Below are 13,530 nucleotides of genomic sequence, written 5' to 3'. Positions count from 1 at the left end.
TACCTACTTTGTTACTACGCCGGCAACTGGAGTTGCTGCTTCAGGTGCATTACCAGCAGGAATGTCTCGGAATACTCCAAGAGGATAATATGGCTCCATCTGATCCTTTACCCAGTCAGCGGCAACAGTTGGTGCAACGCCCCAGTTTGTAGGACACATAGAAAGAACTTCTACAAAGCTGTAGCCCTTTCCTTCTTTCTGATATGTAAGAGCCTTTTTAATTGCTGCCTTTGTTTTGTTGATGTGTGGAACATCATAAACAGCACAGCGCTCAATATACTTTGGTTCAACAAGAGTGTTCAAAAGTTCGCAGGCACGGATTGGATATCCAACTTCATCAGCATTACGTCCGAATGGAGTTGTTTTTGTAACCTGACCTACAAGAGATGTAGGAGCCATCTGACCACCAGTCATACCGTAGATAGCATTGTTGATAAAGATTACTGTGATGTTCTCACCGCGGTTTGCAGCGTGAACTGTTTCACCAGTACCTATAGCAAGAAGGTCACCATCACCCTGATAGCTGATAACAAGCTTATCCGGATGAACACGCTTCATACCTGTTGCAACTGCAGGAGCACGTCCGTGAGCAGCTTCACAAGAGTCAACGTTAATATAATTGTAAGCGTAAACTGCACAGCCTACTGGAGCAACAAGAAGTACATCCTGCTGGATATCCATTTCATCGATTACCTGTGCAATCAGTTTGTGTACGATTCCATGACCACAACCACCACAGTAGTGTGTTGGTACGTCATTCATTGATTTTGGAAATTCATATTTCTTAGTCATAGCTCTTTACCTTCTCAATAATTGCATCAACCGAAGGAATGATTCCACCCGGCTCTCCGTAGAAATCAACGTCACTTACTTTGTGACCTGAATAAAGCTTAACATCCTGAACCATCTGTCCCATAGACATTTCTACAGTAAGGATTTTCTTTGCTTTAGCACATGCTGCTTCGAGTTCCTTCTGTGGGAATGGCCACAAAGTGATAGGACGGAAAAGACCAGCCTTGATACCCTGTTCGCGAAGCATCTTTACGGCCTTCTTACAAACACGTGCACAAGTTCCGTATCCTGTAAGAACAACGTCTGCGTCATCACACATAAATGTTTCTGACATTGTTTCGTTGTCCTGAATATTCTGATAGTTAGCAAAGAGTGCCTTTGTGTGTGCGTTGAGCTCACCGTCAATTCCAGAAAGCTTAAGAGACATAATCTTGTTCTGTTTGCGGTCTGGAGTTTTACCTGTAAGAGCCCAAGGCTTTGGAGGGAACTTTTCTACAAAGTCTGGAAGTACACAAGGTTCAGACATCTGTCCAAGGTATCCGTCTCCAAGAATCATACACATAACGCGGTACTTGTCTGCGATCTCAAAAGCCTTGAGTGTGCAGTCTGCCATTTCCTGAACAGTACCTGGAGCGATAACTACAACATGATAGTCACCGTTTCCACCACCGCGTGTTGCCTGGAAGTAGTCTCCCTGAGCACCGGAAATATTTCCAAGTCCAGGTCCTCCGCGCATCATGTTTACAACAACTGCTGGAAGTTGAGCTCCGGAAATATATGAGATTCCTTCCTGCTTCAAAGAGATTCCAGGAGAAGAAGATGATGTCATACATCGTGCACCTGCAGCAGAAGCACCCATTACCATGTTGATAGCGGCAAGCTCTGATTCTGCCTGAAGGAAAGTTCCTCCAACTTCTGGAAGACGCTTTGCCATGTAAGCCGGAATTTCATTCTGAGGAGTGATAGGATATGCAAAGTAATAGCGGCAGCCGGCTCTAACTGCAGCCTCACCTATCGCCTCGTTTCCTTTCATCAATACTTTATCTGCCATTATTCTGCCTCGATTTCAATTACGCAGTCCGGGCACATTGTTGCACACATACTGCAGGCAATACAGCTTGCCTCGTCGTTACATACAGGGTAATTAACGCCCTGTCCGTTTGTTTCTTTTGACATTTCAAGAATCTTTTTTGGGCAGACGCGGATACATAGTCCACAGCCCTTACAACGCTCAACGTTGATTAAAGGTCTACCTTTTGCCATATAGAATGCTCCATAATATATTTGATTATAATATATATAATTTAAGGATTAATTGCAATACAGTATTATTAAATATCTTTAGTATAATTAAATAATAATCGCTGTGTCACAGATGAGTCGGCAAGCACAGCTTGCCTCTGAGCCGATCTTTCGATGAACCTAAAATGGCCCGCTGCCGCAGCCCATTTTTTAACGGTTCTTCGATTTTAGGCTACATTCCAAACCACTGCGCAGCAGTCTGATCTGCCAGCTGCAAGAGAATAACCAGCGGGTTCTGCAGGAAGTTTGAGTAATTGAACATTTCTGTATCTGTTAAATCAGAAAAGCCCATGTGGCGGCTTACAGCTTCAATTACCATTCTGTTATTTATGATAGAAGGTAAAATCTCAATCATCATCAAAACAGATTCGTTTCCATGACCAAGATTACGGTTATCGTTCAGTGTTTTATAGAAAGGCTGTTTTATCCAGTTGCCGGTGATGTCTTTTGTGTTACGGTACTCTACCCCGTAAAAACCGGTCTTACAGAAATCATGACAAAGTGCTGCAATAAAAATATCATAAGCACGAACTGTATAATTTGTAGCTTCAGGAGAAGTATAAAAGTTTTCAAGCACAGTATGAGCAAACTCAAGAGACTGCTTGATTACCATCAAAGTATGAAGGCTAAGACCGCCTTTAAAGTTTCCGTGGAATCTTGTTGATGCAGGTGCTGTCCAGAAGTCTGTACGGTCAAGCCAGTCTTTCATGCTTGCAGCTTCAGTTGCATCTTTCATTATGTAATCTATCATTTCTGTGATACATGGTTTTACTGCTTCAATCACACTTTTACCATCAGGCTGGCAAGGTGAAAATTCATTGTAGATGTCGAGGAGTTCATTTACTTCTGTATAAAGTTCTTGTTTTTCGTTATCTGTCATAATACTTTTATTATATCAATCTAATATAGTAATTTCTACGCGTCTGTTTAATGCTTTGCCCTCTGCAGTATCGTTTGAGGCAATCGGTTTTTTACTTCCACTTCCCTTGCAGATAAATCTTTCTTTACTGATTCCCCGTTTAGAAAGTGCATCAGCAATTGAATAAGCACGTTCCTTTGAGAGCATCAATTCACCAGCTTCATAACCAGTATCAGCTGTATGTCCTTCAATCATAAACTGAGCACCTTCTGCGAGCTTCAGGATTTCAGCAATCTGATCAAGTCGTTTTTCTTCACCGGGAAGAAGCTGTGCACTATCTGCTTTAAACTGAAGATTTTGAATTGTAAGGCGGATTCCAGCTTCAGTGTTGTCTACTGTAATTGGAGCTGTTTTATTTGTTTGATTTTCTTCAAGCTTTTTTTTCAGTTGTTCATAAATCGGTCGTTGCAGTAAATTTTCCGCCTCATCATCATCCAGAAGTTCCATATGCTTAAGAGCCGCAATCAGCTTGCTTCTGTCTATTGCCGGCGGATATTCAGTGAACAGAGAAATAGTTCCTTTAAACTGATATTTATTTCCATCAGTATAAACAAAAGTTTCATCCACGTTATCACGGATAACAAAAGCAGCTCCTGTCTGTTTGCTTACGATAACTGTTGCTTTATGACTGCCCTGAGCATAGGAAAGTTCTTTATCTCCTCCCCAGTCAACATACATTGTCGTTCCACCCATATTGTAACGGGTCGCCCACTGAGCGGAAATAAGATATACCGGTTCTCCATTATAAACGTCATCGCCGGTATAAATATATTGAACGTAAATCGGCATTTTTGTGATTATGCCTTTAGAAAGAGGATCAACAGCTCTGATTGCTTTTGCTTCCCAAACATCACCCTTTTTGAGTTTATGGGCAGAATAAGCCGGAAAACTTCTGAAACTTGGATATCCGTTATCAACAAGCATTGTCAAATTGCCATCATCATTTATAAGAAAAGAAGAAGGAATTGCTTCATGAATACCAAGCGCAACCTGTGTTTTGTTTCGGTTTGTATCCTGATCTACAAAAAAGTCTCCTTCATAGACGAGACCTTTATCTGTCCAGCCTGGAATAATAAACGCAGAAACGATTTTACTTTGCAGCCCCACATATTTTCCATTCTGATAAACACGTAAATCACTGCGTTCTGTAAATTTATAATTTCGGCTTCCCTTATAAGAAATCACTTCATCTGAATCTGGTGAAAGCTCTCCCAGCGGATGAGTGATTGCAGATTGCCCCGTAAGTAAAAATGTAAGACTAAGATTTATGATGATAAGAACAAACCCGACCTTTTTAATTCGGGACAATCCAGGAAGTTTCATTTAGATACCAAGATCCTCGCCAACAAGAATAATCTTAATACGTCCTTCAGGTCGACACATGCGGGTTTCTACAAACTGACAGCAGATAGAATCCGGGCTCAGACAGTTTGCACATTCTCCAGTAAGTGAACAAGGAGCTTTTGAGTCTGGGAATCGCTGATTATTTACAGGAGCGGCATAATTTCTTACACGTGAATAAGCTGCATCCATATCCTTTACGATTTTATTCATTCCGGCAATAATCAGAATATTTTTAGGTCCATAACAGAGAGCCGCAACACGATTTCCCTTTCCGTCAATATTAAAGAGTTCACCAGTTTCTGTAATAGCATTAGAACTCATAAGGAAGGTACCGCAATTCAAAGCCTGATGCATAAGTTCTTCGCTTTCTTCAGGACTTTTTGCAGTTGCACGGTCAATAATTTTATAGCCTTTATCTGCCAGCATTTTTTTGATTCCAAGGGCATCAACAGTCATAGTTCCACCCCAGCTTACCGAGTGATCAGCAGGAATAAGCTCCAGCACCTTAGCCGCAACATCTTTACTGTCAGAAATATAATAAGCCTCAAAATGTCGTTTTTTAAGCGCCTCAACAACCTTAGGCCCAGCCAAATCATTTCGTTTTTTCAAAGGTTCTAACATACACACCTTCCTTTTTTAAGATGTAAATATTTTAACATAAGTAAGTATGATTGTCAGTTAATAATTAGTTATAAAAATTGTAAAAATTTACATTGCATAAAATATTTTTTTAGTGTACAGTGACTTACTTACATTAAAATATTTACAGCGAATTCGCTGTCGTAGTGGAGAACGTTTATGTCGGAAAAAGGCACAAATCAGTATTACATTACCAGACAGGATTCCACAGAATCTAATGCCCGTAGCTACCCGCGAAAATTCCCATTCGCAATTGCTAAAGCCAAAGGCTCATGGGTTGAGGACGTAGAAGGAAACAAATATCTGGATTTTTTGTGTGGAGCGGGAACTTTAGCACTCGGCCACAATGATGACGAAGTAAACAAGGCGATGGTAGACCTGATTCAATCAGATGCACCACTTCATACCCTTGATTTAACCACCCCTGTAAAAGATGAATTCGTGGAAACGATACTTCGCCATCTTCCTTCTGAATTAGGAAATAATGCGAAAATTCAATTCTGCTCACCATCAGGAACTGATGCAACAGACGCTGCAATTAAGCTCTGTAAAACTGCAACAGGCCGTTCATCTGTAATCTCCTTTGCCGGCGGTTACCATGGAATGGGACAAGGCCCACTTGCCTGCATGGGAAATCTCCATGCAAAAACTGCAGTTACTGGTCTTATGCCTGATGTACACAGCTTCCCTTACCCTTATGCTTACCGCGATCCATTTGGACTTGGCGGAGATGCCGGTGTAAAGGCAGCATGTAATTTCTTTGAGCGCACTCTTAAAGACCCTGAAAGCGGAATCACAAAACCAGCCTGCGTAATCCTTGAACCAATTCAGGGTGAAGGCGGTGTAATTCCAGCTCCTGTTGAGTTCCTTCAGACAGTACGTCGCGTAACAAAAGAACTCGACATCCCTCTTATTGTAGATGAAATTCAGTGCGGTATGGGACGCAGCGGAAAGCTTTTTGCTTTTGAATATGCTGATATCGTTCCTGATGTACTTTTACTTTCTAAAGCAATCGGCGGTTCACAGCCAATGGCAGTTGTAGTTTATAATAAAGAACTCGACAAGTGGACAGCCGGAGCACATGCAGGTACCTTCCGTGGTAACCAGCTTGCTATGAAGGCCGGAACAGTTCTTTTGAACCGTGTTTCACAGCCAGATTTCCTTGCTGATGTTGTTCGCAAAGGTGATTTGATTCGTTCTAATCTCCGCGACCTTCAGAAGCATGTAAGCATTATCGGTGATGTACGTGGTAAAGGACTTATGGTTGGAACTGAGTTTGTTGATCCAAAAGGAACTCCAGACTGCATCGGTTCTCTTCCTGCAAGCGGTGAAATTGCTGCTGCTGTACAGAAGATGTGCTTTGAAAACGGACTTATCGTAGAAAAAGGCGGCCGCAATGGTGCAGTTATGCGCTGTCTGTGTGCACTGAACATCACAGACGAAGATCTCGGCAAAGCCTGGAAGATTTTCGAGAAGTGTGTACTTGAGATTGATAAGAAATATAAATAATTTAATGAAACATAATTATCAATATAAATAACGTCATTGCGAGCGAAGCGTGGCAATCCATTAATATAGATTGCCACGTCACTTCGTTCCTCGCAATGACGTATTTATTTTATGGAGCGATATAAAAATGCAAAACCTTTTTCTTACTTCAGATAAAAAAGCCAGGAAAGAATACAACAAACTCCTCAAGCAGACAGCAAAGGCTGTATCAGATGCTTTTGTAAACGAATCTGCCTATTCTGGACCTACTCCAGATGAGCTTAAAGAAATTGTCCGTCAGGATTCTATTCTTCCTGAGCATGGACTTGGCTGGGATAAGGTTTTTGAACTCACAAAAGAAAAGGTTCTTCCTAACCTTCTGCGTACTCCTTCTACTGAGTACATGCCTCACCTTCACGGTCCTTCACTTTTAGAAACAATTGCCGCAGAAACAATCATTTCTACTTTTAATCAGTCAATGGACAGCTGGGATCAGTCTCCTGTTGCTACAGAAATTGAAGTTGAAACAATCCGCCATCTGTGCAAACTTTACGGCTATGACACTTCAAAAGCCGATGGCGTATTTACCAGCGGCGGCAGCCAGTCTAATCAGACAGCACTTTTACTTGCCCGCGACTGGTTCTGCAATAAACACCTGAATTATGATGTCAAAAAATATGGACTTGATGAGAAATGTTCTAAACTCCGCATGTATACAAGCGAGATTTCACACTTCTCTATGGAAAAGTCATGCCATATTATGGGACTTGGTTATAAATCAGTCGTAAAAGTTCCTGTAGACAGCCGTAAAAAAATGGACGTTTCTGCCCTACGTTCCCTCATCGAAGCAGATATAAAAGCCGGAAATATTCCTTTCCTTATTGTTGGAACAGTAGGAACAACAGATTTCGGAAGTATTGACCCACTCGAGGAACTCAGCCAGCTTGCCCGTGAACACAACATGTGGCTTCATGCTGATGCTGCTTACGGCTCAGGTGTGATTATGAGTCAAAAATACAGCGACCGCGTAAAAGGACTTTCTCTCTGTGATTCTATCACGGTCGATTTCCATAAAATGTTCCTTATGCCAATTTCCTGCTCTGCAGTTCTTCTTAAGGATGGAAGCTCATTCGATGCCCTCACAATTCACGCAGATTACCTCAACCGCGAGGAAGATGAAGAAGACGGCTACACTAACCTCGTAGATAAATCTATGCAGACAACCCGCCGCTTTGATGCACTCAAAGTATGGATGAGTTTTCAGACAAGAGGCCGTGACGGCTGGAGTAAAATCATCACAACAAGCATGGAGAATGCTGCATACCTTTACAGCATTCTCCGTAACGATTCAGACTTTGCAGTAATTACAGAACCGGAAATCAGTTCAGTTGTATTCAGATATAAGGGAAATGACAGTCTTTCTGGTGAAGATCTCGACGAAATCAATAAAAAGGTTCGCCGTACTTTAATTCACGAGCACGGAACAATTATTGGTCAGACAGTAAGCGACGGCCGTGTTTGCCTTAAGTTTACACTCTTGAATCCGCGCGTGACTCACGAGAAACTGGATGAATTGAAGGAATTGATTAAAAAGCTCGCTATTTCTTAATCTTCTTAACCGGGATAATCGTAAAGTTAATGCTCTTTTCGGTTTCCCGGCCTGGTTCAATGTTGATGTCCCAGTATAAAGACGAAGCATAAGTCAGATTTACAGGTTCAATCTTTTCACGATCAAAGCCTGGTCTGTTGTATTTTATTGGAGTAAAACAGTAGTGGCATTTTTCATTAGGTTCAAATACAAAGGAAATGCCGTTTGGTTTATCAGAAAGTCTTACTAACTGAACATTATTAAGCTTATCCTTTTTATTTAATTCCAGTGAAGATTTTTCACTATCAAGAACAACAACTTCCCCATTATCAACAGTTTCAATACTAAAACCGCATTTCTTTTCAGTAAGATATGCTATATCACAGAGATTAGATTCTACAGCAAATTTAGCAACAAGAGGTTTATCGCTTTCATTTTTTATAATGTACTGAACATACATTCCTGTAGAGTTAATCACATATTTCTTTCTAAGATAAACAGTCTGTCCTGTTGGTTTCCATACAGCTCTTGCACAAAGCTGAACTTCATGGTGCTGTCCAGAATATTTCAATTGAGAATATTGAATACGTGAGAATACCCCGTCACCTGCAGGTTCGCCGCGAATATATAAATCAAGCTGAGCTGGTGTAAACAGATGATCAATAAAGAAGCCTCTGTCATACTCGTCATCACAACCATCAAACTCAAAAGTCCTCTGAAGATTATCTGCATAATTACAGGAATCTTTTATAACATCAAGTTCCGGAACGCTTCCACCGGCAAGAGAAATATATGCAAAATACTGTTCCATACGGCAGACATATTCTTCAATACCATCATTGTCGTAATCAAAACAGGTAACAGATTCGTTAAAGTTTCCGTCTCCACGAAGCATTTTCTCGGCATCTGTAAGATATTTATAAGCCTGCTGTCTATAAAGAGAATTCTTAATTGGTTCAGAAGATGTACTTAAAATAGACATACCGTTCTGTGCCTGCCACAATTTTTCACGGGCAGTCTTTTTACGCATCTTATCTGCTTTATATTGATTTACGAGAAGACTTGTATACATCATTCTGTTATAAAGTTTTCTGCTTGCAGAATATGAATACATGAAATCATAAATCGTAGAAGGGAATTTATTCTTTGAATCGTTAGAAGCGTTTTGAATAATCTGAGCAACCTCATCACTTATACCCACTGGAATATATGATGGAATTTTCATCTTCATTCCGTTGGTTCTATAATTATTTAAAGTTGTCAGTTTTACACGACCATCTTTATTTTCATCAATATATTTTCCCAAACGCTCAAACCATTTTGATTCATTCAATTTAGCGGCTTGTTTTGGAGTAAGTGTAATTGCAACAATTCTGTCTGCATCAAGCTGAAGATGAGTATCCTTCTTTTCTATCTTTAAAACAGATTTTTCAACGTTGTATATAAACTCTTCAGCGAGCATTTCTTCGTCTGGAACAAGATCATTATAATAAAGGAAAATATCAACATTCTTTCCAAGATCGCTCATAAAAATAGGAAGGAAAGAACGTTTAGATTCTGGAACAAGAGAACTGCTCAAAATTACATATTCAAGTCCACAGGTATGAATATTATTTACGAGAGAAGAATCCCAGCAGTCCTGGAAAAGAGTCATTCCACGCGGACGTTTTCCAAAAGTCTGTCTGATTTCAGAAGTCAGAAGGTCTATCTGTCCATTACGGTCAACTGAGTTTAATAATGGTAACAGCGGATCATTATAACCACCACCAAGTATTTCAACCTGTTTACGGTCAACAAGTTCACGCAGAATTGTTATGAGTTCATTTTTTCTTTTTTTGAAGTATTGAATCTGACAGCCTGAAAAGGTAAATGACAGGGAGAATGTAGGATGAGAATATAAATATTTAATAATCGGCTTATAAATAGACTGGAAGCTTTTTTCTAATAGCTCAGTATTATCTGTGCATACTGGTACTGATTTTACAATGAAGCTGACGTATATTGAACCCATTATCCTTTATACGGCACCCCACCACCAGCAGCCGATTTTCTCTCCATATTTAAATTAAGATTTTTTTAGAACCCTTCCCCAAAGGTACCTGCGTTATTTTAAACGCTTTATTATTCTATAACAAAAGTCCCAGATTTTAAAGTCTTTTTTATCACCCCAGCTGATATTTTCTTCAGATTTTAGTTTTGTACAGGAAGTCATTTCTCCTGTTTCATTACCGCAGACTACTGCTTTTTTAGTATCAGTTGGAATTAAATCAATAATTTTCTGAGGACAGATAGAAACACATTTTCCACAACCACAACAATTGTTTGTAATAATTGCAGTCATATTCTCAATTTTAATTGCTTCCTGAGGACAAATTTTTACACAGTCTCCAAGACCAAGACATGCATATTTACAGTCAAGTGAAGAACCAAAAACTGTTTTTGCCATAATACAGGTATATTCTTCATTGAATAAAGAACGATTAAGATTGCATTCTTTATGACATGAACAGAGAACGTATGCTTTTTTATCTGAAGGATTATATTTTTTCTCTTCCGGAAGAATTACAGGAGATAAATGAAGCGGTACTAGTGGATCTTCATTTTTTCTATCCTGTTTATTGATCGAAGGAATGAGAATATATAATGTAAAAAAAGTAAGCATTATAAGCAGCAGCAGAAATAATATGAGCAGAATAATTCTTAAAATCACTTTATAACCTCCGGATTAAGCCATACGATATCCCATACAGAAAGCAGAAGTATTAAAATTGCAAGGAAAAGGAAATAAAGACTATAATATTTTTCATCCAGAAAACGGCCGTTACTGCATACCCTTCTTCTAAATGTAAGGCTGAATGGTATGATGATAAGCATAGATAACAGACAGCATACACTTATAAAAAGTGTAAAAAGCAATGATGAACTTTCTGTAATTGAAAGAAGAATTACAAGATATGAAACTGCAAATTCTGAGGTTAGTCTACCTGTTGTAAGTCTGACAATTCCTCCAAGGAAAGTACTTATACTTGCATATACAATAAAGCAGATAAGCGGATACAATTCTGTAATCTGAAGTGGCACTAACAGATAATAAGTCAGAAGCCAGGAAATCACACTTGAGGAAATTATTGAAACAGAACATTTTACATAGAATATAGGTTCTTTGAATTTTACAATTCCAATTTCTGCAATCTTATTAAGTCCAATTCCATAAATCAAAACTACAGAAGAAAATAATGAATAGTAAAGAAAAGTATAAAAGTAAATCATCTTTTTTCTCCTCTGCTTGAAATGATTCTCATTTTATTATGAATGAAAAGGAAGAAATAAATTAAAATTCCTGTAAGTACAAGTGCACCCGGAATTGAAGCAAAGAATGTAAAGATTCCAACCTTATCTGGATTCAGTAAAATCTTTTCATAAATCTGATGATTCTTACCAAAGAAAGTTATTGTGCCATAGCCTGCAATATCTCTGAAAAGGAAGAATACAAAAATCAAAACAGAAAAAAACAAAGTACTCAAAAGATTCTTTTTCAATCTGACAGGAAGCGGCTCTTCAAAGTCAGTAAAAATTGTATGAGTAAGGAATACAGAAACCGTTGGGAAATACAAAAGGAATCCGAGAGTTAGAGCTACTTCTGTATATGTCAAAACAAGAATCTGACGGAATAAAATTGTTATGGAAATCATAAAGAACATAACAAAAAATGTTCTTATTTCATTTAACTTAAGTTTTGAAACTAATGAGTTTAATAAAATTCCTAATACTTCAAGAAGCAATAATTCAAGAATTAAGGTAAATCCGTAAACAAAACGTCCTGTTGTAGGAATTGTAAGTGTGAGGAAAGATGCAATGTACATAAATGATTTTTTCTGCTTCATAATGTTCTTCTCCCTTACCCTATTTAAAAAGCTCAGCTATGCGTTTATTCCAGTACTCTACTCGTCTTCCGGTATATGAATTTGAAAGCTGTGTGGCACATCTACCATGGAGTGAAGAATAGCCTTTAAAGATTACATTTCCATTATTTTCAACAATATAAATTCCGGAATGTGGTCCATAGAATGTCTGAATTCGAATAATTACAGCTTTACAGTTTTCACCACTTTTTTTATTGCGTGCTTCAAAACAAGCAGCACTCGCACTAAGTGGATTATTTAATCTGTAAGGTTTTCCGATATCCCAGGTGTCTGGTTCGTTTTCTGCAAGACTATATTCTATTGAAGCCTTCAGATTATTATCCCAGGATTTTTTTGAAACCTTAATAAAATAAATAAGAATACCAATAACCGTTGCAGCAATCAGTACAACAATAGCATAGTTAATGAAAAAGTTTTTATATGAAATCTGCTGTTTCATTGTTGAGCTCCTGTTTCTGCAGCGATTTTAGCTGAATATTTTGCAATAACTTTTCCGGCTGTAAGTTCATTTTTCTTTTCTTCGAATATTCTGATAAACATACAGATGATATTTGAACAGATAATTGTATAAGCAATTCCAACTGGAGAAGTTCCACAACCGATAATTGCAAATGCAATAATACCTGATAATATACCGAGAACTAGTTTTCCAATTACAGTTACCGGTATAGTTCCATACCATTGAATTAAAAATACAGTACTGAAAAGGATTCCGCTTGTAAGAAGAGCAAGAATCATATCTCCCTGATTGATAGTTCCTCCAAAGAAATATGAAGCAAAGAGTCTTACAAGAAGTGTATAAATTGCAAGGAAACTTGCCGGAATAATAACTGAGAAAGAATTATCAGAGAAAACAATAATTGATGAAACAATTGTAAGAAGATTAAATCTGAATGCAGGGATAATAGAATTTGTATCCCACATTGCGGAGATAAAGCCTTCAGGAATTGTTACATTAGCAATACTGAAAATGTATTTGTTCAGGAATGCTGTTACAGGACTGTCAAAGCTGTATGTCGGAAAATATCCGTTCTGAATAAGATAAACAGAAGAATTTTTTAATGGCAAAAGCTCTGATGAAACTGCAAACTGCGGGAAGTATGCATTTCCGATATACCACGCAATAATTACAGCAATGGCAGGAACATTTATCCAGTTATTGATTCCCTTGAAAACAACACTGCGTGAAATAATAATTGTTACAAAAGAAATTACAAATACCATTGGCAGTGGATATGATTCAGGTAAAAGCAGACCAATAAGCATTCCCTGAATAGCAATATTCATAATATTGTACAGGGCTTCTTTCTTAATATAGTAATTCAAAATTGCAGCAACAATTGAACCTGTTAAAGAAACTGTTACTACAAATACTGCCCTAAAGCTTCCTGTTATAAGAAGCATGATTACCTGTAAAGCTAAAAGAATCAGAAACTTTATAGAAACTGAGGAAATTGATGGAATTGTATAAACAAAAGGCTTTACTGAGATACGTGTGTTTTTAAGCTTTTTTTCATTTAGTTTATTTTTCATAC

General features: G+C 38.3%; 14 protein-coding genes. 2 read left to right on the top strand and 12 right to left on the bottom strand.

What is annotated here, in order from left to right:
* Positions 1–3: 3 nt before the first annotated feature.
* The 6 genes from AABJ44_RS08010 to AABJ44_RS07985 all read right to left on the bottom strand — a co-directional run bounded on the left by AABJ44_RS08010 (position 4) and on the right by AABJ44_RS07985 (position 4,978).
* Positions 4–792, bottom strand: coding sequence for a thiamine pyrophosphate-dependent enzyme (locus AABJ44_RS08010; protein ID WP_338368383.1), 789 nt, complete (start codon positions 790–792; stop codon positions 4–6).
* Entirely contained in the window at positions 785–1,843 is a 1,059-nt protein-coding gene (locus AABJ44_RS08005) for a 3-methyl-2-oxobutanoate dehydrogenase subunit VorB (protein ID WP_074640809.1), read from the bottom strand. The genes AABJ44_RS08010 and AABJ44_RS08005 overlap by 8 nt, the downstream gene beginning before the upstream one ends.
* Positions 1,843–2,055: a 4Fe-4S dicluster domain-containing protein gene (locus AABJ44_RS08000; protein WP_338368382.1), complete on the bottom strand. Its 213-nt coding sequence runs from the start codon at positions 2,053–2,055 to the stop codon at positions 1,843–1,845. Before AABJ44_RS08000 ends, AABJ44_RS08005 begins: the two co-directional genes overlap by 1 nt.
* 211 nt (positions 2,056–2,266) lie before the next feature.
* The gene (locus AABJ44_RS07995) at positions 2,267–2,974 is read right to left on the bottom strand and encodes an HD domain-containing protein (RefSeq protein WP_074640814.1); all 708 of its coding nucleotides are present in this window, start codon (positions 2,972–2,974) and stop codon (positions 2,267–2,269) included.
* Between the two features lie 15 nt (positions 2,975–2,989).
* A complete protein-coding gene (locus AABJ44_RS07990) occupies positions 2,990–4,336 on the bottom strand; it encodes an OmpA family protein (protein ID WP_338368381.1) in 1,347 nt (448 codons plus the stop codon).
* A complete protein-coding gene (locus AABJ44_RS07985) occupies positions 4,337–4,978 on the bottom strand; it encodes a lactate utilization protein (RefSeq protein WP_074640818.1) in 642 nt (213 codons plus the stop codon).
* Positions 4,979–5,155: 177 nt separating this feature from the next.
* Here AABJ44_RS07985 and AABJ44_RS07980 point away from each other — a divergent pair, with 177 nt between their 5' ends.
* The gene (locus AABJ44_RS07980; protein ID WP_338368380.1) at positions 5,156–6,505 is read left to right on the top strand and encodes a diaminobutyrate--2-oxoglutarate transaminase family protein; all 1,350 of its coding nucleotides are present in this window, start codon (positions 5,156–5,158) and stop codon (positions 6,503–6,505) included.
* Between the two features lie 127 nt (positions 6,506–6,632).
* The gene (locus tag AABJ44_RS07975) at positions 6,633–8,093 is read left to right on the top strand and encodes a pyridoxal phosphate-dependent decarboxylase family protein (RefSeq protein ID WP_338368379.1); all 1,461 of its coding nucleotides are present in this window, start codon (positions 6,633–6,635) and stop codon (positions 8,091–8,093) included.
* Here the strand turns inward: AABJ44_RS07975 and AABJ44_RS07970 are convergent.
* From AABJ44_RS07970 to AABJ44_RS07945, 6 genes are all read right to left on the bottom strand, one after another.
* Complete coding sequence (locus AABJ44_RS07970) at positions 8,083–10,083, bottom strand: alpha-amylase/4-alpha-glucanotransferase domain-containing protein (protein ID WP_338368378.1); 2,001 nt, start codon at positions 10,081–10,083, stop codon at positions 8,083–8,085. The genes AABJ44_RS07975 and AABJ44_RS07970 overlap by 11 nt on opposite strands.
* A gap of 93 nt (positions 10,084–10,176) precedes the next feature.
* Positions 10,177–10,782, bottom strand: a complete 606-nt coding sequence (locus AABJ44_RS07965) for an RnfABCDGE type electron transport complex subunit B (RefSeq protein WP_338368377.1) — start codon at positions 10,780–10,782, stop codon at positions 10,177–10,179.
* Entirely contained in the window at positions 10,779–11,342 is a 564-nt protein-coding gene (locus AABJ44_RS07960; RefSeq protein WP_074640827.1) for a hypothetical protein, read from the bottom strand. Before AABJ44_RS07960 ends, AABJ44_RS07965 begins: the two co-directional genes overlap by 4 nt.
* Complete coding sequence (locus tag AABJ44_RS07955; RefSeq protein WP_338368376.1) at positions 11,339–11,956, bottom strand: hypothetical protein; 618 nt, start codon at positions 11,954–11,956, stop codon at positions 11,339–11,341. The genes AABJ44_RS07960 and AABJ44_RS07955 overlap by 4 nt, the downstream gene beginning before the upstream one ends.
* Before the next feature lie 19 nt (positions 11,957–11,975).
* Entirely contained in the window at positions 11,976–12,434 is a 459-nt protein-coding gene (locus AABJ44_RS07950) for a hypothetical protein (protein WP_338368375.1), read from the bottom strand.
* Positions 12,431–13,528 (bottom strand): RnfABCDGE type electron transport complex subunit D, encoded by a 1,098-nt coding sequence (locus AABJ44_RS07945; protein ID WP_074640832.1) that lies wholly within the window; start codon positions 13,526–13,528, stop codon positions 12,431–12,433. Before AABJ44_RS07945 ends, AABJ44_RS07950 begins: the two co-directional genes overlap by 4 nt.
* Positions 13,529–13,530 lie beyond the last annotated feature (2 nt).

It is taken from the genome of Treponema bryantii, from assembly GCF_036492245.1.
Classification (GTDB): Bacteria; Spirochaetota; Spirochaetia; order Treponematales; family Treponemataceae; genus Treponema_D; species Treponema_D bryantii_C.
The sequence above is the reverse complement of the archived record's forward strand: the minus strand, read 5'-3'. Positions and strand labels throughout refer to the sequence as shown.

What these genes read in the sequence shown, in the direction of transcription:
- AABJ44_RS07980 (WP_338368380.1), top strand. Translation starts at nt 5,156, where the DNA reads ATGTCGGAAAAAGGCACAAATCAGTATTACATTACCAGACAGGATTCC.
- AABJ44_RS08005 (WP_074640809.1), bottom strand. Translation starts at nt 1,843, where the DNA reads ATGGCAGATAAAGTATTGATGAAAGGAAACGAGGCGATAGGTGAGGCT.
- AABJ44_RS07945 (WP_074640832.1), bottom strand. Translation starts at nt 13,528, where the DNA reads ATGAAAAATAAACTAAATGAAAAAAAGCTTAAAAACACACGTATCTCA.
- AABJ44_RS07960 (WP_074640827.1), bottom strand. Translation starts at nt 11,342, where the DNA reads ATGATTTACTTTTATACTTTTCTTTACTATTCATTATTTTCTTCTGTA.
- AABJ44_RS08000 (WP_338368382.1), bottom strand. Translation starts at nt 2,055, where the DNA reads ATGGCAAAAGGTAGACCTTTAATCAACGTTGAGCGTTGTAAGGGCTGT.
- AABJ44_RS07970 (WP_338368378.1), bottom strand. Translation starts at nt 10,083, where the DNA reads ATGGGTTCAATATACGTCAGCTTCATTGTAAAATCAGTACCAGTATGC.
- AABJ44_RS07990 (WP_338368381.1), bottom strand. Translation starts at nt 4,336, where the DNA reads ATGAAACTTCCTGGATTGTCCCGAATTAAAAAGGTCGGGTTTGTTCTT.
- AABJ44_RS07985 (WP_074640818.1), bottom strand. Translation starts at nt 4,978, where the DNA reads ATGTTAGAACCTTTGAAAAAACGAAATGATTTGGCTGGGCCTAAGGTT.
- AABJ44_RS07975 (WP_338368379.1), top strand. Translation starts at nt 6,633, where the DNA reads ATGCAAAACCTTTTTCTTACTTCAGATAAAAAAGCCAGGAAAGAATAC.
- AABJ44_RS08010 (WP_338368383.1), bottom strand. Translation starts at nt 792, where the DNA reads ATGACTAAGAAATATGAATTTCCAAAATCAATGAATGACGTACCAACA.
- AABJ44_RS07950 (WP_338368375.1), bottom strand. Translation starts at nt 12,434, where the DNA reads ATGAAACAGCAGATTTCATATAAAAACTTTTTCATTAACTATGCTATT.
- AABJ44_RS07995 (WP_074640814.1), bottom strand. Translation starts at nt 2,974, where the DNA reads ATGACAGATAACGAAAAACAAGAACTTTATACAGAAGTAAATGAACTC.
- AABJ44_RS07955 (WP_338368376.1), bottom strand. Translation starts at nt 11,956, where the DNA reads ATGAAGCAGAAAAAATCATTTATGTACATTGCATCTTTCCTCACACTT.